Annotated in this window: 15 protein-coding genes; 5 read left to right on the top strand and 10 right to left on the bottom strand. The window is 72.1% G+C overall.

Features of this window, described 5'->3' with window-relative positions; genetic code table 11:
• Positions 1 to 38: 38 nt before the first annotated feature.
• Positions 39 to 611: a dihydrofolate reductase family protein gene (locus tag ACZ3I4_RS24845; protein WP_465384394.1), complete on the top strand. Its 573-nt coding sequence runs from the start codon at positions 39 to 41 to the stop codon at positions 609 to 611.
• Positions 612 to 688: 77 nt separating this feature from the next.
• Positions 689 to 1,105, top strand: coding sequence for a hypothetical protein (locus ACZ3I4_RS24850; protein ID WP_465384395.1), 417 nt, complete (start codon positions 689 to 691; stop codon positions 1,103 to 1,105).
• Between the two features lie 11 nt (positions 1,106 to 1,116).
• Here the strand turns inward: ACZ3I4_RS24850 and ACZ3I4_RS24855 are convergent, their stop codons facing one another.
• Positions 1,117 to 1,830, bottom strand: coding sequence for a helix-turn-helix domain-containing protein (locus tag ACZ3I4_RS24855; RefSeq protein WP_465384396.1), 714 nt, complete (start codon positions 1,828 to 1,830; stop codon positions 1,117 to 1,119).
• Between the two features lie 144 nt (positions 1,831 to 1,974).
• On the opposite strand from ACZ3I4_RS24855, the gene ACZ3I4_RS24860 reads away from it, so the two are divergent.
• Together ACZ3I4_RS24860 and ACZ3I4_RS24865 are read left to right on the top strand one after the other, a co-directional pair.
• Positions 1,975 to 3,345 (top strand): cellulase family glycosylhydrolase, encoded by a 1,371-nt coding sequence (locus ACZ3I4_RS24860; RefSeq protein ID WP_465384397.1) that lies wholly within the window; start codon positions 1,975 to 1,977, stop codon positions 3,343 to 3,345.
• Between the two features lie 189 nt (positions 3,346 to 3,534).
• Positions 3,535 to 4,371: an SCO6745 family protein gene (locus tag ACZ3I4_RS24865; RefSeq protein WP_465384398.1), complete on the top strand. Its 837-nt coding sequence runs from the start codon at positions 3,535 to 3,537 to the stop codon at positions 4,369 to 4,371.
• Here the strand turns inward: ACZ3I4_RS24865 and ACZ3I4_RS24870 are convergent.
• From ACZ3I4_RS24870 to ACZ3I4_RS24880, 3 genes are read right to left on the bottom strand one after another with little or no spacing between them, the layout of a single operon-like run.
• On the bottom strand, positions 4,361 to 5,146 hold the full coding sequence (locus ACZ3I4_RS24870) for an SAM-dependent methyltransferase (RefSeq protein ID WP_465384399.1): 786 nt from the start codon (positions 5,144 to 5,146) through the stop codon (positions 4,361 to 4,363). The genes ACZ3I4_RS24865 and ACZ3I4_RS24870 overlap by 11 nt on opposite strands.
• 33 nt (positions 5,147 to 5,179) lie before the next feature.
• A complete protein-coding gene (locus tag ACZ3I4_RS24875; protein ID WP_465384400.1) occupies positions 5,180 to 5,710 on the bottom strand; it encodes a GNAT family N-acetyltransferase in 531 nt (176 codons plus the stop codon).
• A 40-nt stretch (positions 5,711 to 5,750) separates the two neighbouring features.
• Complete coding sequence (locus tag ACZ3I4_RS24880; RefSeq protein WP_465384401.1) at positions 5,751 to 6,920, bottom strand: carbohydrate-binding protein; 1,170 nt, start codon at positions 6,918 to 6,920, stop codon at positions 5,751 to 5,753.
• Positions 6,921 to 7,062: 142 nt separating this feature from the next.
• Here ACZ3I4_RS24880 and ACZ3I4_RS24885 point away from each other — a divergent pair, with 142 nt between their 5' ends.
• The gene (locus ACZ3I4_RS24885) at positions 7,063 to 7,722 is read left to right on the top strand and encodes a GntR family transcriptional regulator (RefSeq protein ID WP_465384402.1); all 660 of its coding nucleotides are present in this window, start codon (positions 7,063 to 7,065) and stop codon (positions 7,720 to 7,722) included.
• A gap of 4 nt (positions 7,723 to 7,726) precedes the next feature.
• Here the strand turns inward: ACZ3I4_RS24885 and ACZ3I4_RS24890 are convergent, their stop codons facing one another.
• The 6 genes from ACZ3I4_RS24890 to ACZ3I4_RS24915 form a co-directional block, all read right to left on the bottom strand.
• Complete coding sequence (locus ACZ3I4_RS24890; RefSeq protein WP_465384403.1) at positions 7,727 to 7,954, bottom strand: zinc-ribbon domain-containing protein; 228 nt, start codon at positions 7,952 to 7,954, stop codon at positions 7,727 to 7,729.
• A gap of 50 nt (positions 7,955 to 8,004) precedes the next feature.
• Complete coding sequence (locus ACZ3I4_RS24895; protein WP_465384404.1) at positions 8,005 to 9,459, bottom strand: alkaline phosphatase PhoX; 1,455 nt, start codon at positions 9,457 to 9,459, stop codon at positions 8,005 to 8,007.
• Positions 9,460 to 9,582: 123 nt separating this feature from the next.
• A complete protein-coding gene (locus tag ACZ3I4_RS24900; RefSeq protein ID WP_465384405.1) occupies positions 9,583 to 10,371 on the bottom strand; it encodes an SDR family NAD(P)-dependent oxidoreductase in 789 nt (262 codons plus the stop codon).
• A 4-nt stretch (positions 10,372 to 10,375) separates the two neighbouring features.
• Positions 10,376 to 11,167 carry an alpha/beta hydrolase gene (locus tag ACZ3I4_RS24905; protein ID WP_465384406.1) on the bottom strand — a complete coding sequence of 264 codons (792 nt, stop codon included), beginning with the start codon at positions 11,165 to 11,167 and terminating at the stop codon, positions 10,376 to 10,378.
• 39 nt (positions 11,168 to 11,206) lie between these two features.
• A complete protein-coding gene (locus tag ACZ3I4_RS24910) occupies positions 11,207 to 13,891 on the bottom strand; it encodes an ATP-binding protein (RefSeq protein ID WP_465384407.1) in 2,685 nt (894 codons plus the stop codon).
• Positions 13,892 to 13,943: 52 nt separating this feature from the next.
• Positions 13,944 to 16,232: a putative bifunctional diguanylate cyclase/phosphodiesterase gene (locus tag ACZ3I4_RS24915; RefSeq protein WP_465384408.1), complete on the bottom strand. Its 2,289-nt coding sequence runs from the start codon at positions 16,230 to 16,232 to the stop codon at positions 13,944 to 13,946.
• Positions 16,233 to 16,272 lie beyond the last annotated feature (40 nt).

The raw sequence follows: 16,272 nt of genomic DNA on the forward strand, positions 1-16,272 counted from the left end.
TCCAAGACGGCTTCTTGATCGTTTTCTAGCCTGAGGACATGCGAGACATTGTGTATACGGGGTTCGTGTCGCTCGACGGCGTGCTGGACTCGCCCGGCGGGCCCAGCGAGGGGCACCGCAGCGGCGGCTGGACCTTTCAGGACATCGAGTTCCTGCCCGAGGCGTACGCCCTCAAGGGTGAGGAACTCGAGGAGACGTCGGCGCTGATGTTCGGCCGGACGAGCTATCAGGCGTTCGCCCCGATCTGGCCCGGGTCCGAGGACCACGCCGGGTACAAGGATCTGCCCAAGTACGTGGTGTCGACCACGCTGGCCGCGGACGCGCTGGTCGACGGGTGGGGCGAGACGACGATCCTGCGCTCGACCGACGAGGTGGCCGAGCTCAGGAAGGGCGAGGGCGGCGCGATCTTCATCCACGGCAGCGCCGAGCTGGCTCGGCGGCTGTCCGAGGCGAACCTGATCGACCGCTACCACCTGCTCATGTATCCGGTGCTGCTCGGTGCGGGCAAGAGCCTGTTCAGCCGGGCCGACAACGACAAGCGCCGGCTGACCTTGCGCGAGTCCGAGGCGTACGGGAACGGGATCTTGAAATTGATCTACGACGTGGGCTGAGCCCGCCTGCTTGACCCTCGACCCGGTGGAGGGCTCATGGTCGTCTCGTCGATCTGCTGACGGTCATGGGAGTGATGATGGATCTCGGAAATCCGGTGCTGAAGCTGTGCCAGGAGGGGATGCAGGCCGAGGCGGAAGGGCGGCTGCCGGACGCCCGGGCATTGTTCGAGCAGGCGTGGGCGGTGCGTGCCGACGACTACGACGCTTGCGTCGCGGCGCACTACCTTGCTCGGCGGCAGGACGAGCCCGCTGAGGTGCTTCGGTGGAACCGGGAGGCGTTGCGGCATGCCGACGCCGTGGGCGACGAGAGGGTGGCGGCCTTCTATCCGTCGCTGCTCGTGGGTGTGGCGATGGCCCAGGAGCAGCTGGGAGACACCGCCGCCGCGCGGGTCGCGTTCAAGCGGGCGGCCGAGCATGACGGTGCGTTGCCGGCCGGTGAGTACGGCGAGCAGTTGCGAGCGGCCGTCGCCGACGGTCTCCGCCGGTTGAGTTGAGGTTCGTGGGTTCAGCTCCGCAGGGCCGGCTGGTCGAGGTTCAGCGAGATCGCACCGCCGGCGCCTTCGCGCAATTGCTTCGGGGTGCGGCCGATGTAGCGGCGTAGGGCGCGGGCCAGGTGAGGCTCGTCGAAGTAGCCGAGGCCGGTGACGACGTCGGCCACCTCCGCGCCGCGGGCCAGCAGCGCCGAGGCCTCGGTGACCCGTTCGATCTGGCGGACTGTGCCCTGGGCCAGGCCGGTCGCGGAGCGGAAGCGGCGTTCCAGGGTGCGCGGGGTGACGCCGGGGCGGCCACCCCGGCGGACCTCGGTCACGAGCGGGTCCCGCACCACCGCGCCCGAGCGGACCAGCCGGGCGACCAGGGCCTCGGCGTCGTCGGGGCCGGGCGTCTCCCAGCGGTCACCCGCCAGCTCGAAGAACCGGGAGGTGGCGCCGGGCAGCTCGAGGCCGCCGTTGACCAGGGCGGGGGTGGGCACCGCGCCGAGTGACGTGCCGACGGCGAACTCGATGCCGACGAAGGTGGCGCCCTCGGGCACGGGGGCCGCGCTGATGCCCGTCTCCGGGCCGGTGACCGACGCATACGACCGGCCGTCCTGCTGGCAGAAGACGAGTCCCCAGCTCACGGTGGCCGTCGACGTCATCTCGGTGACCTGCTCGCTGGTGCAGGTCCAGACCTCGCTGACCCACGGGCTGTCCGACCCGCGCGTCTCGAACCGCAGATGCACCGTCCTAGCGTACGGGAAGCCGGTTTTGTTTCATTGAAGTTTCCGAATGGTTGACAACGCTGTCATCGTCACGCAGGCTTTGGGAGCGCTGTCGTGGGAGCGCTCCCACCCCCCTGTCTCGATCCCCGAGGTGACGACGTGAACATGCGAAGAAGATGGCTGGCCGGCCTGGCCGCCGTGGCCGCCGCCGCTGGTCTGGCGCTGACCGCCACCGCGCAGCCCGCCGCCGCGGCCACCGGCATCAAGGTCAGCGGCACCCAGATCCTGGAGGCCAACGGCAACCCGTTCGTGATGCGCGGCGTCAACCACGCGCACACCTGGTATGCCGACCGGTTCTCGTCGCTGGCCGACATCAAGGCGCTGGGCGCCAACACCGTCCGGGTGGTGCTGAGCACCGGCGACCGCTGGACCCGCAACGACGCCGCCGACGTGTCCCGGGTGATCGCCGAGTGCAAGCGCCTGCGGATGATCTGCGTGCTCGAGGCCCACGACACCACCGGATACGGCGAGGACGCGGCGGCCACCACGCTGGCCCGCGCCGCCGACTACTGGATCAGCATCAAGAGCGCCCTGGACGGCCAGGAGAACTACGTCATCCTCAACATCGGCAACGAGCCGTACGGGAACACCAACGCCTCGGGCTGGATCGCCGACACCAAGAGCGCGATCAGCCGGCTGCGCGCCGCGGGCTTCGCGCACGCGCTGATGGTCGACGCGCCCAACTGGGGCCAGGACTGGCAGTTCATCATGCGTGACAACGCGGCCTCGGTCTTCGCCTCCGACCCGCAGCGCAACACGATCTTCAGCATCCACATGTACGGGGTCTTCGACACCGCGGCCGAGATCACCGACTACGTCGGGCGGTTCCAGACGGCCGGGCTGCCCCTGGTGATCGGCGAATTCGGGCACAACCATTCGGACGGCAACCCGGACGAGGACACCATCCTGGCCACCGCCCAGGCCCGCGGCATCGGCTATCTGGGCTGGTCGTGGAGCGGCAACGGCGGCGGGGTCGAATACCTCGACATGGTGACCGGCTTCAACCCGGCCCAGCTGACCTCGTGGGGCGACCGCCTGTTCAACGGCGCCAACGGCATCAAGGCGACCGCGCGCGAAGCCACCATCTACGGCTCCACGACTCCGCCGCCGACGACTCCGCCGACCACGCCCCCCACCACTCCCCCGACGACTCCGCCGACCACCCCGCCCGCTTCCGGGGCCTGCACGGCCACCTATGCGGTGACCGGCTCGTGGGGCAGCGGATTCCAGGGCGCGGTCACCGTGACCGCCGGCCGGTCGGCGATCCGCGGCTGGACCGTCACGTGGACGTGGCCCAGCGGCCAGCAGTTCACCAACAGCTGGAACGCCGCGGTGACCAGCTCGGGCAGCGCGGTCACCGCGCGCAACATGTCGTACAACGGCGCTCTGGCCGCGGGGGCCGGCACGACGTGGGGCTTCACCGCCACGTCCACGGGCACCAACACCGCCCCGGCTGTTAGCTGCACCGCCGCCTGACAATCAGCACCGGCGCCTGACATTCATTTTCCACCGGCCGCTCCGGGTTCGCCCGGAGCGGCCGCCGTCTCGGCACGGCGGGTATGTCGGCCGTTTTGGCACGGCGGACATTGTCGGATCCGGGCCGGCCCGATCGTGGAAGGGAGGAACGGGCCGCATTGGGCGGCCTGCCGAGAGGGGAAACCTCGCATGTCCGCCACCCTCGCCCGTCGCATGTTCGAGCTCCTGGAACCGATCTGCCTGGTCACCTATCTCGCCGACGAGTGCAACCAGGAGCTGGCCGCCCTCGGCCACCGGACCTATTGGGACGGCTACTTCGCCAGCCGCGCCGCGCCCCTGGGACGAGTGCCCGCGGAGGTCGTGCACGCGGCCTTCTACAGCTTCGCCGAAGGTGAGGCCGCGCGGCACATCCCGAGCGCGTGGGAGAAGATCTCGCCCGAGGCCTCGCTGGCCGCGCGCGAGCGGGGCAGTGCAGCCACCCTGCGGCGGATTCTCGGCGACGAGCTGACCCGGTCCGACGGCCTGGCCCGCGCGGCCGATCTGACCACGAAGGCCGCGACGAGCGCGCCCACGGCAGGCCGGATGATGTACGCCGGGATGCGCACCCTCCCGGTGCCGGGCGACCCGGTCGCCCGGCTGTGGCACTCCGCGACGATGCTGCGTGAGCACCGCGCCGACGGGCACATCGCCGCTCTCGTCGGCGCGGGCATCGGCGGCACGGAGGCACACGTGCTCAGCGCGCTGGCCCACGGCATCCACCCGCCGGAGTCGTTCGGGCGTCTGCATCACCTGCCGAAGCGGCGGCTCGCTCGCGTCATGGACGGGCTGCGGGAATGCGGGCTCGTGGACGCCGGCGGCCGATTCACCGACGCCGGCCGCGAGACCCGGGAGCGCATCGAAGCCCTGACCGACGAGTTGGCCGCCCCGCCGTACGACATCCTCTCCCCGTACGACATCGACGAGCTGATCGCCGCGCTCGAACCGATCACCGTGGCAGTGGCGGCCGCCGAATTCGTCAGTCCTTGACGGCCACACCGCAGAACTGGTTGACGTCGACGTCGCCGGTTTCGCCGTCGGGGCGCCAGCGGTTGCAGGGTACAATGCCCGGCTCGAGCAGGCGCAGACCGTCGAAGAAGCGGGCTATCTGCGCCGCGCTCCGATACTTGATCTTCGGGGTGCCTCGCTCGTTCCAGAACTCGACGATGCGCTTGGCCTCGTCCGCGTTGATGTCGTCGCATCCGTGGGCGATCACCAGATAGCTGCCGGCGGGCACCGCGTCGACCAGGGTGCGTACGGCGGCCGTCGCGACCTCGTCGTCACGCAGAAAGTGCAGGATGCCGAGCAGGGTCAGCGCGACCGGCTCGGTGAAGTCGATCGTGCCGGCGGCGGCGCGCAGGATCGCCTCCGGATCGTTGAGGTCGGCCTGCACATATTCGGTCCGGCCCTCGGGGCCGCCGGCCAGCAGCGTACGGGCGTGGACGAGCACGAGCGGGTCGTTGTCGACGTAGACGACCCGGGTCTCCGGCGCGACGCTTTGGGCGACCTGATGGGTGTTGTCGGCCGTCGGCAGGCCGGCGCCGATGTCGAGGATCTGCCGGATGCCACCGTCGCCGGTCAGATGCCGCACCGAGCGCCGCAGGAACTTCCGGTCCTCCTGGGCCAGCGTGACGATCGACGGCAAAATCCCGGCGATCACGTCCCCGGCCTCCCGGTCCGCGGCGAAGTTGTCGGTGCCGCCGAGCCAGTAGTTCCACAGTCGCGCCGAATGCGGCGTCTTCGTGTTCAGTTCCGGGTCGGTCACGCGCTCCCCCTCGGTCCACAGTGTTCGGACCCGTCACATGGTGTCAGCCCGCCGCTCACCGAGCCACTGATCGGCGCCCCAGGCCTCGAACCGCTCCACCTCGGCGAAACCCAGCCTGGCCGCGAGCCGCATCGAGGCGGTGTTGGCGGTCTGGGTGGCCAGCACCACGGGCTCGCCGGGGAGGACGCGGCCAAGCCAGTCGAGGGCGGCCGCGCAGGCCTCGGCGGCGTATCCGAGGCCCCACGCCCGCGGCAGGAACAGGTAGCCGAGATCGACCTTGCCCACCGCGGCCGGGCGGTGTCTCGCCGCCCGGCGCAGCAGAATGTGGCCGATCATCGTCCCGTCGAGCTCGACGACGAAGCTGCCGGGCCACGGCTCGGGCACGGCCGGGATCTCGCGCTCGAGTTCGTCCCGTGGCCGGGCGCCGCCGAGGTAGGTGTTCACCTCGGGCGACGTCAGCAGCTCGACGAAGGCCGGACGATCACGGGCCTCGGACCGGCGGAGAACCAGCCGCTCGGTCCGGATCGGAGCGGGCGGCCACGGAACGGGTCCAAGATCGGTCATGCCGGCCAGCGAAGCACAACCGATCAACCGGCGGGGGGCGTTACAGCGGCAGCCAGAGGGCCTGGACGTTCGGCGGCTCCCAGCTCACGAGCGAGGTGTGGGCGATCCGGCATTCGTAGCGCGCGCCCTGATAGGTGGCCACCTGACCGCGGGCGTACGCGACTCCGGGCGCCCAGGCCGATCCGCCCGGCGCCGGGGTGGTGGGCTGACTGGTGGGCGGCGTCGTGGGGCGCGTCGTGGGCGGTGTGGTGGCCGGCCGGGTCGTCGTGGCGGTCGGCTGCGGGGTGGTGACCGTGCAGTCGCCGGCCGCGGCCACCGTGTCGGTGTGGGCGGTGCCGGCCGAGCGGTACGACGCCACCGCCGCGCCCGCCTGCGCCGGGGTGAGGATCTGGTTCTTGGCGTGGAAGACGTAGTCGACCGACTGCTGCCACGTCGAGGTGGCCCCGGCGGCCCGGCCGGCCAGGTCGATGAACCACTGGTTGAAGTCGATCGACATGTTCTGCCGGGGATAGAACTTGCCCGAGTGGTCACCGACGAGCGCGCCGTCGATGTAGTACTTCACGTGACCGTCGCCCACGGTTGCCTGCACGTCGTGCCAGCCCGCGATGCTGCGTGCCTGCTGGCTGTGCTGGTTGTCGGCGTACCAGGGCTCGGCCACGTAGGTGTACCAGCTGGTCTGGTAGTTGATCGGGCCGGCCTCGCCCCAGCCGCCGTTGGGCAGGTATTCGGAGAAGTCCAGCTCCGAGTAGGTGGGGTCGCGCGGCGCGGCCAGCGGCGAGATGGAGTAGAAGGTCTGGTTGACGTGGTCGCCGTCCGGGCCGCTGACCGGCGCGTCGGCGAACTTGATCCGGGCCAGGTAGGTGCCGGCCAGGAAGCGGCGCTGGCTCTGCGAGAACTCGGCGTGCGACGTGCCGGCCGCGGTGCCGTTGGTGATGGCGGTCAGTTGCGCGACCTTCTGACCGTCCACGGTGGGGAAGGCGACGTTGTCGGCGCGCCAACCGGCGCCGGGGACGCCCGGTCCCCCGCTCGCCGTCCGGATGCTCCAGCCTCGCTGGGCCAGGGCGGGATCCGTACGGGAGGAGTAGTTGAAGTCGTCGAAGAGCGCGCCGCACGCCGCGGCCGCGCTGCTGGTGGAGGCGGCGGCGAGCCCGAGTGCGGCGGTGACGGTGACGGCGGTGGCGCCGATGACGGCGGTACGTGTCCGGCCCATGGGGGGAGGGGCCTCCTTGCTGAGGTGGGGATGTTTACCAGTGGTAAAGAACCGCACTCCAGCAACGTACGTCAATCCGCTTGATCGAATTTAAGGCGTGGCACAGGTGACTTGTCCCGACTTACCCGGCAGAGTTGGCCCGATGAGGCGAGGTGAGGTGCGCGAACGTCTGCGCGAGCTCGTCGGCACGGTGAGCCCCGGCGAGCCGCTCCCCTCCGAGCGCGACCTCAGCGTCCGGCTGGGCACCTCACGGCCGACGCTGCGGATCGCCCTCGACGAGCTGACCCGCGAGGGCCTGCTGGTGCGCCGCCACGGGCTGGGCACGTTCCGCAACCTCCGCAAGATCTCGCAGGAGGTGCCGTCGTCGGCCGACCTGCCCCCGGCCGAGGGCGATTGGCAGAGCGAGTTGCTCGAGTACGCCGTGACCCAGCCCGGCGACATCGTCCGCGCGCTGCGCCTGAGAATCGTCGACGGCGCCCCGATGGCGCTCGAGGAGATACGCGTGCCGCTGGCCGTGGCCCCCGGCCTGACCAGGGCCGACTTCACGGGCGAGTCGCTGTACAAGCGCCTGCGCGAGCACCACGGCGTCATCCCGGCCGAGGCCGTGCAGACCACCGAGCCCACGCTGACCACGGCGGCCGAGTCGCGGCTGCTCGACGTGCCGCCGGACTCCCCCGCCCTGCTGTTCGAACGCACCACCCGCGACGCCGCGAACCGCGTGATCGAACAGGCCCGTTCCGTCTATCGGGGCGACCGCTACCGGATCACCCAGCACCTGCGGCTCGGCCCCGATTCCGGCTGACCGCTCAGGCGGCGACCAGCTCCTCGCGGCCGGCGTTGCGCAGCCGCCCGCAGTTGGTGCAGGCGACAAAGTGCCGAGCGGGCCGGACCGGAAACAGCGGCACGAAGAACAAACTGAACTTCGTCGTACGCCGGATCAACGTCTGCGCCGCCATGGCCCCGCACACCTCACAGACCCCCGGCCGCGAGCCAATGATCTTGTCCTTGCTGCGCACCCCAAAGATAAGAAACACCCCTCAACCGTACGTGGGGCTGTCACCGGCCGCCCGGGGCCAGGCGTCAGTCAGCTCAGGTACTTCTCCCATGGGCCGGTGATGGCCAGGGTCAGGCCGGGGTCCTGCATGTTGACGAAGAGGACCCGGCCGTCGCCGGTGAAGACCGGGCCGCAGAACTCGGAATCGTTGAGCTGGTTGCGGGCGATGGCGTACGTCGGGCCGCCCGGGAAGGAGCTGAGCACGTGTGAGGCGCCGGCGCCGTCCTCGGCCAGCACCAGGCTGCCCCACGGCGTCACGGTGACGTTGTCGGGGCCGTCGAAGGTCAGGTCGGCGTACTTGGCCGGGACGCCCTCCTCGGCGGTGACCTGGTGCGGGAAGTAGGTGACGAGCTGGATCGTCTGGTTGCGGTAGTGGTAGAACCAGACCATGCCGTCGTGCGGGGCCGCGTCGGCCGGCAGGTCGCCGTCCTCCCACGCGTACGAGTTGACGACGTAGACGCCCTCGTCGGTGCCCCACACGCCCTCGAACTTGCGGCCGCGTGTGACCTGGCCGGCGGCGAACTGCTCGCGCACCGGCTTCGTCCGCGCGTCCCGGTCGGGCACCTCGATCCACCGTACGGGGAAAGGCCGTCCGAGCTGGGCCGAGGTCAGGTAGGCGACGTCGGGCAGCACCGAGCCGTCGTCCATGATGATCTGCATCGCGGCCAGCACTCCCGCGTCGGCGGCCAGGCGGGTGAGCACCTTCGGGCCGACCGTGACGCCCCGGGGCGCCGTCCAGCGGTAGAAGAGACCGTTGGGCTCGTCGGCGTCCTCGGAGAGATAGATGTGGCTGCGGTCCTTGTCGATTGCCAGGGCCTCGTGGGCGTAACGGCCGAGACATTTGATCGGCCGCGGGTCGGTGGTGCCGTCGGCCCAGACCTCGAAGACGTAGCCGTGATCCTTCTGGAAGACGCCCGTACGGCCTCCCTCGGACCACTTGTCGCCCGCCCGGTCCTCGGTCTCCTCGCAGGTCAGCCACGTCCCCCACGGGGTCGGGCCGCCGGCGCAGTTGGAGACGGTGCCGGAGATCGCGACGAATTCGCCCAGGTTGCGCCCGGCCCGGTCGGTCGTGATCACCGTGCAACCGCCGGCGTCGAGGGCCCCGGGGTCGTAGACGGTTCCCCTGATGTGCGGCACCCCGAACTCGGCGCCCGGGTCGTTCTCGTGGTTCTGGATCAGGACGTACCGGCCGCGGCCGGCGTCGAAGACGGCCATGCCGTCGTGATCGGAGGGGGTCACGCCCTGACCGCGGTCGAGGCGGGTGACACCGGTGCGGGTCACGACGGCGTAGCTGAAGCCCTCGGGCAGGGCCAGGATCCCGGCCGGGTCGTCGACCAGCGGCGGAAAGGGCACACGGCTCTTCCCGCCGGGACCGTACGGCCGGCCGGGGTGGGCCTGGGCCAGAGACGGGACGGCGCCGGCCACGGCGAGGCCGACGCCGGCGGCGGCGCCGCCGGCAAGAAAGGTACGACGGGAGGCAGGCACGTGGGTTGACTCCTCTTCACACGACTGGGACCGGCACAGCCAACCGTCATGGACCGACACCGATGGGCCACGCGGGTGAGGAGCCGGCGACATGGATGTGAAGAGTTCATGGCCGAGCCCTGGTCAGAGGGTGCTGATGAGGCCGCCGTCGATGACGATGTCGGCGCCGGTGAGGTTGGTGGCCCGGTCGCTGGCCAGCAGCAGGACCAGGTCGGCGACCTCCTCGGGTTCGGTGAAGCGGCCGGTGGGCGACTCGCCGGCGGCCTGTTTGGCGACTCCCTCCGGGTTGGCCCCGGCCGCGCGGGCCACGGTGGCGGCGACGCCGGTCGGGCCCAGCCACAGGCCGGTGGCGACCGGGCCGGGGCTGACCGTCGCGACCCGTACGCCGTGCTTCGCCACCTCCTTGGACAGTGACTTACAGAAGCTGGCCAGGGCCGCCTTGGCCGCGCTGTAGTCGATGACCAGCGGATCGGGGAGCTTCGCGTTGACCGAGTTGACGGTGACGATCGTGCCGCTCCCCCGGTCGATCAGGTGGGGCAGGGCCGCGCGGGTGGCCCGTACGGCGGCCAGGAAGTTGATCGTCAGGGCCGCGGTCCAGTCGTCGTCGGTGACCGAGAGGAAGCCGCCGGGCCGGGGCTGGACGGCGCCGACGTTGTTGACCAGGATGTCGAGGCCGCCGTGTTCGGCGACGGCGGTTCCGACGAGCCGGGCCGCTCCGTCCGCGGTGGCCAGGTCGACCGCGACCGGGTGAACCGTGGTCCGCGCGGCCAGGTCGGACAGTTCGGTGGTGATCGTCCGGGCGCCGGCGACGACGGTGACGCCCTCGCCGGCCAGGGCCCGGGTGATGGCCAGGCCGATGCCCTTGCTGGCCCCGGTGACGACGGCGATCTTGCCGTGCAGATGAAGGTCCATGGCGTCAGAGGTCGTGCTTCTTCAGCCAGGACAGGGCGGCGTCGGCGACCTCGCGCCAGCCGGAGTCGATGGTCAGCGAGTGGCCCCGGTCGGGGAACTCGAGGATGTCGGTGACGGCGTCGGAGTGCCGGTACTGCTTGAGCGTGGCCCGGGTGACCGCCTCGGGCACGGTGTGGTCGCGGCCGCCCATCATCAGCAGCAGCGGCCCGCGCATCTCGTTGGCCGTGTCGACCTTGGCCGGCGAGTGCGGGTCGAAGTTGGCCGCGGCCGCCTCGAACAGCGGCTTGCCGGGGGCCGGGATCGTCCATCGCTCGAACAGTTCGGCGGACTCCTGCTCGGAGACGGCGTTGCCGAACGCGTACCGGAACTGCTCGGCCGTCAGCGACACCGCCCGGTGCCGGTTGGCCGGGTTCTTGAAGACCGGGAAGGTGGCCCGCAGCGCCGACAGCGGCAGCGGCAGGACGCCCTTGATCTGGGCGGCGTCGACCGCGACGGCCGCGGCCGCGAGGTCCTGGCCCAGCAGCTTCTGGGCGATCATGCCGCCGAACGAGTGTCCGACGAGGATCGGCTTCGAGTCGAGACCGTTGATGATTTTCGCGTAGTGGGCGACGACGTCGTCGATACCGTGGTCGGCGATGCTGCCGGGGTCGGCGCGGGATCCTTCGACGGTGTCGGCGTCGCCGGGCCAGCCGGGGGCCGAGGTCTCGTAGCCGGCCGCCCGGAACGCCTCGGACCAGTCGGTCCAGGAGGTCGCGTGCAGCCACAGCCCGTGGATGAAGAGCACATGCTTTGCCATGGCCGAACCGTAAGCGGCGGCGACGGCGCGTCGCTTACGTCATGTGACGGTATCGGCCAGCGCGGCCCGCAGCCCGGCCCGCGACGTGACGGCGAGCTTGGGGAAGATCCGGTGCAGGTGCGAGCTGATCGTGCGGTGTGAGAGGTACAGCCGCTGGCCGATCTCGCGGTTGGTCAGCCCGCCCGCCGCCATCTGGGCGATCTGCAGTTCCTGGGGGGTGAGCCGGTCGCGGGCGTCGGGCCGGCGCAGGCCGCTCGTCTCCCCGGAGGCGCGCAGCTCGCCGCGCGCGCGGTCGCCCCACGGGATCAGGCCCAGCGCGTCGAAGGCGTCCCGGGCCGCCCGCAGGTGCGCCCGCGACTCGGTCACCTTGCGGTGGCGGCGCAGCCATTCCCCGTACGCCAGTTGTGCCCGCGCCCGGGGAAAGGGCCAGCCGCCCGGACCGGCTCCGAGCGCCGCCTCGTACTCGTCGTCCAGCAGGGCCCGCGCGTGGCGCAGGCCGAGGTGCAGCACGGGTGACGGGGTGCGACCGGCCACCGCGGTCATCTCGGCCACCACCCCGGCGACCTCGTCCGGCCGGCCGCTGCGGACGGCCGCCTCGACCAGGTCGCCGACGGCCTGACAGCGGATCGCCTGGTGATAGGCGGGGTCGGCCGGGTCGTAGAGGCGGCGCAGCTCGGCCAGCGCGTCCTCGTGGCGGCCGTCGGCCAGCGCGGCCGTGCCGCGGGCGATCTGCACGGCGGCCAGGACGGCACTGGTCGCGCCGGGCAGCGCCGCCTTCTCGGCCCGGGCGGCCAGGCGGTAGGCGTCGTCCTGTTCCCCGCGGACCGCGGCCAGCAGGGCCTGGGCGGTCAGCGCGGTCGCGGCGATCACCGGCTGTGAGGTGTCGCGGGCCAGCCGGTACGCCTCGTCCGCGGCCGGGATCGCGACGCCCAGGTCGACGAGGTAGGCGCAGCTGCGCGCCTGCAACGTGAGGGCCCGGGCCAGCAAGGCGAGCCGGCCGTGGGCGCGCAGCCCGGCCAGCGAATGGGCGAAGAACCCGGCGGCGAGGTCGAAGTCGCCGAGGGCGTGGGCGGCGTTGCCCAGCATCCGGGCCGCGCGCCCGTCGCTGCCGAGCGTGTGCCGCCGCAGCCGGTCGAGCACCACCGCGCCGTGGTCGATCGGCGAGGCGAAGGCCAGCACCATCAGCAGCCGGGGGTCGTCCTCGGACACGGGCACCCGGCCGGCCGCGGCGACCACGCTCTGCCGGGCCTCCACGCTGGGCTCGGTCCACCAGCAGCGCACGGCCGCGCCGTACAACAGGTTCAGGGCCAGATCGGGGTCGTCGGCCGCCGCGCGCTCCGCGACCTGGGCCAGCGACCACGCGGCCTGCGCCCGCCCGAGCACGCCGTCGTCGAAGCTGTCGCGGATCCACGCCGTCCGCCAGCGTTGCCGCTCGGACAGGCCGGCCCGTTCGGCCTCGGCCAGCAGCCGCCGTACGCCGTCGCTGCGGCCCAGCTCGAAGGCCAGCTCGGCCGCGCGCAGCAGCCGCTCGCCGCGCAGCACCGGGTCGCGGGTGAGCTCGGCCGACCGTTCCATCGCCGCGCGCGCGGTGGCGATGCCGCCCCGCCGCTGGGCGCGCACCGCCGCCGCCTCCAGATCGGCCGCCACGGTGTCGTCCGGCCCGGCCTGGGACGCCGCCCGGTGCCACACCCGGCGGTCGTCGTCGGTCACCACCCCGGCCAGCGCGGCGTGCGCGCGGTGCCGCCGGCCGAGGCTCGCGCGCTGGTGGATCGCCGAGCGCATCAACGGATGCAGGAACCGGACCCGTTCGGCGCCGGCCTCGACGAGCCGGGCCGCGACCGCCGGTTCCAGGTCGTCGGCGGTGCACGGCGAGCCGGCGACCACGGCCGCCGCGGACAGGATCTCGGCCAGGCCGTCGCCGTCGTTGAGCGCGGCCACCAGCAGCACGGCCTGGGTGGCGGGCGGCAGACTGGTCACCCGGGCCGCGAACGCGTTCTCCAGCCGCGCGGTCAACGGCAGCCGGGCGTCGTCCGAGTCGAGGACGGCCGGCAGCTCCACCAGCGCCAGCGGGTTGCCGGCGGCCTCGGCGAGCACGCGTTCGCGCACCTCCGGCCGCAGCCCGGGCGCGCGCTGGTCGACCACCAGCGCGGCCGGTTCCCGTTCCAGGCGCGGCACGGCCAGCTCGGCCAGTCCGCTGCCGGCGAACGGGGTGCCGAACCCGTCCCGCATCGCGGCCAGCATCACGACCGGCTCGAATTCGAGTCGCCGGGCCACGAACAGCAGCACCTCGGCGCTGGGCCGGTCGAGCCATTGCGCGTCCTCGACGACCAGCAGCACGGGCGCGGGCACCGCGGCCTCGCCCAGCAGGCTCAGGGTCGCGAGGGCGATCAGGAACAGCTCCGGCTCGGCCGCACCGTTGCGGCCGAAGGCGGCCAGGACGGCGTCCCGCTGCGGCGCGGGCAGGCGACCGGCCTGGTCGAGGACGGGCCGCAGCAGTTGATGGAGCCCGGCGAAGGCCACCTCGGCCTCGCTCTGCACCCCGGTCGTGGTCAGCACGCGCATCCGCCGGTCCCGGGCCAGCCGGGCCGTCTCGGACAGCAACGCCGACTTGCCGATGCCGGCCTCGCCGCGGACGACGAGCGCGCCCCCGCCGTCGCCGGCCCCCTCGAGCAGGGCGCCGAGGCGCCGGAGCTCGTCCCCGCGTCCGACCAGCGCCACCGGCATGACGCCATCATCCACTAACGAGCGGATGTTGAGCGGTGCGCCACAACGCGGATCAGCGTGCCGCGACCTCCGTCGGGAGCGCTGCCCCGGCCAGCCGCTCGGCCAGGGCCGGGCCGGGCATCGGGCGGGCGAAGTAGTAGCCCTGGCCGTACGAGCAGCCCATCCGGATCAGGCAGTGCGCCTGCTCGGCGGTCTCGATGCCCTCGGCCACCACGTCCAGCTTGTAGGCCTGCGCGAGACGCACCACGGCCTCGGCCACGGCGTACGCGTCGGGGTCGGTGTCGATGCCGGCGACGAACGAGCGGTCCACCTTGAGCACGCTGACCGGCAGGGTCCGCAGGTAGCTCAGCGCCGCGAAGCCGGTGCCGAAGTCGTCGACCGAGATGCCGATGCCCATCTCGCGCAGCGTGTTCAGCCGCTCGACGGTCTGCTCGTCGGGCTGCAGGACGACGCTCTCGGTCAGTTCGAGCATCAGCCGGTCGGCCGGGAACCCGGTCTCGTCCAAGATCTCGCGGATGGTGTCGACCAGGTTAGTCTGCACGACCTGCCGCGCCGACAGGTTGACGCTCAGCCGGATGTCGTCCGCGCCCGGGTTCTCCGCGCGCCACCCGGCGGCCTGCCGGCAGGCGTCGCGCAGCACCCACTCGCCGATCGGGATGACCGCGCCGGTCTCCTCGGCCAGGTCGATGAAGGCGCCCGGCATGAGCAGCCCCCGAGCCGGGTGGTTCCAGCGCACCAGCGCCTCGACCGCCCGCATCCGGTTGCCGCCGTAGAGCTCGACGACCGGCTGGAAGTGCACGACGAGCTCGTCGTTCTCGACGGCCCGGCGCAGCTCGGCGTCGCGGGCCTGGGTGTCCAGCTCCGGCGTGTAGACGCGGAAGTGCCCCCGGCCGGCCCGCTTGGCCGCGTACATAGCGGCGTCGGCGTGGGCCATCAGCTGGGCGGCGTCGGTGGTGGTCTCGTCGCGGAACGCCACCCCGATGCTGGCCTCGACGCCGAGCACGACGTCGCCGAAGATGACCGGGGTGCGCAGCGCGTCGACGAGCCGCTGCGCGATGCTCTCGGCGACGGCCCGGTTGGGCAGGCTGGGCAGCAGGACGGCGAACTCGTCGCCGCCGAGCCGGCCCGCGGTGTCGCCGGAACGGATCACCGCCCGCAGCGCGCCGGCGACCGCCCTGAGCACGGCGTCGCCTGCCTCGTGCCCGTACGCGTCGTTGATCGGCTTGAAGTGGTCGAGGTCGATCAGCACGACCGCGCTGTGCCGGCCCTTGCGCGGCGGGTGCGTGGTCATCTCCCCCATCCGCTCGGCGATGAGGGCCCGGTTGGACAGCCCGGTGAGCGGATCGGTGACGGCCAGGCGGCGGTTCTCCCGCTGCGCGAACATCTGCCGGGCGATCACCAGGCTGGTCAGCACGATCGCGCCGAAGACCAGCCCGCCCAGGGAGTAGACCGACTGGTCCCGGGCGACAAAGGCCAGCATCCCGTACGCGAGGGCGACCGCCCCGTACGGCAGCCAGCCCAGCCGGCCCCGTCGTCCGTGCCGCTCGCCGCGGGCCCGGGCGTCCTGATTCAGCCGGCTGTGCACGGCGAGCAGTGAGAGGAAGGCGCCCGCCGCCCACAGCACGTACGGCCAGCTGCCGGGCTGGAACCCGAAATCGAATTGCACGTACGCGATGGTGAAGGTGCTGTCGGCGATCACCTTGAGCGCCATGGACCCGGCCAGCAGGCCAGCGGCCGCGCCAAGCTCGGTGGGACGCATGAGCAACGTGATGAAGGCGAAGACCAGCAGCAGGTCGAGGACCGGGACCGCGGTCGAGAAGACGATCACCTCGAGGTCGGCCCCCGGCATCTGCACGAGCGGGCCGATCTCGAGGTACCAGAGCGCCATGCAGGCGCCGGCCACGATGATCAGCGAGTCGATCAGGAGCTTGAGCCGGTCGGTCCCGCTGCGGCGCCCGGCGGGCAGCACGAGCAGGCCGGCCACCACGAACGGGATGGACGCCGAGTACAGGTAGTCGGAGACGCTCGGATAGGCCGGCCCGGTCAGATAGTTCTGCGCCAGGGACGCCGCGTGGGCCACGACCTGGCCGACGAAGGCCACCTCGAGCAGGATCCAGGCCCGGCGTTCCCGCCGGTGCAGGCCGCCCTTGAGGATCACCCGCAGCCCCAGGACCGCGGTCAGCAGCGTGACCGGCAGGTAGGCCAGGTCGTTCAGCACGCGCGTTTCGACGTCGCTGCCCCAGCCGGCGAAGGCGTGGACCAGGGCCACCGCGAGCACGACACCCGATCCCCCGACGAGCGCCGCCAGCAGCCGGGAGGGACGCGCACGCAGCTCTTCCATAACCTTCACGATCGGTGACAATCGGCCCGGCCTGCGGCGT

The organism is Actinoplanes sp. NPDC021490 (assembly GCF_055562135.1).

Bases quoted from the DNA above. Each gene is read 5' to 3' on its own strand.
- ACZ3I4_RS24880 (WP_465384401.1), bottom strand. From the start codon at position 6,920: ATGGGCCGGACACGTACCGCCGTCATCGGCGCCACCGCCGTCACCGTC.
- ACZ3I4_RS24865 (WP_465384398.1), top strand. From the start codon at position 3,535: ATGTCCGCCACCCTCGCCCGTCGCATGTTCGAGCTCCTGGAACCGATC.
- ACZ3I4_RS24860 (WP_465384397.1), top strand. From the start codon at position 1,975: ATGCGAAGAAGATGGCTGGCCGGCCTGGCCGCCGTGGCCGCCGCCGCT.
- ACZ3I4_RS24885 (WP_465384402.1), top strand. From the start codon at position 7,063: ATGAGGCGAGGTGAGGTGCGCGAACGTCTGCGCGAGCTCGTCGGCACG.
- ACZ3I4_RS24905 (WP_465384406.1), bottom strand. From the start codon at position 11,167: ATGGCAAAGCATGTGCTCTTCATCCACGGGCTGTGGCTGCACGCGACC.
- ACZ3I4_RS24875 (WP_465384400.1), bottom strand. From the start codon at position 5,710: ATGACCGATCTTGGACCCGTTCCGTGGCCGCCCGCTCCGATCCGGACC.
- ACZ3I4_RS24915 (WP_465384408.1), bottom strand. From the start codon at position 16,232: ATGGAAGAGCTGCGTGCGCGTCCCTCCCGGCTGCTGGCGGCGCTCGTC.
- ACZ3I4_RS24910 (WP_465384407.1), bottom strand. From the start codon at position 13,891: ATGCCGGTGGCGCTGGTCGGACGCGGGGACGAGCTCCGGCGCCTCGGC.
- ACZ3I4_RS24900 (WP_465384405.1), bottom strand. From the start codon at position 10,371: ATGGACCTTCATCTGCACGGCAAGATCGCCGTCGTCACCGGGGCCAGC.
- ACZ3I4_RS24845 (WP_465384394.1), top strand. From the start codon at position 39: ATGCGAGACATTGTGTATACGGGGTTCGTGTCGCTCGACGGCGTGCTG.
- ACZ3I4_RS24850 (WP_465384395.1), top strand. From the start codon at position 689: ATGGATCTCGGAAATCCGGTGCTGAAGCTGTGCCAGGAGGGGATGCAG.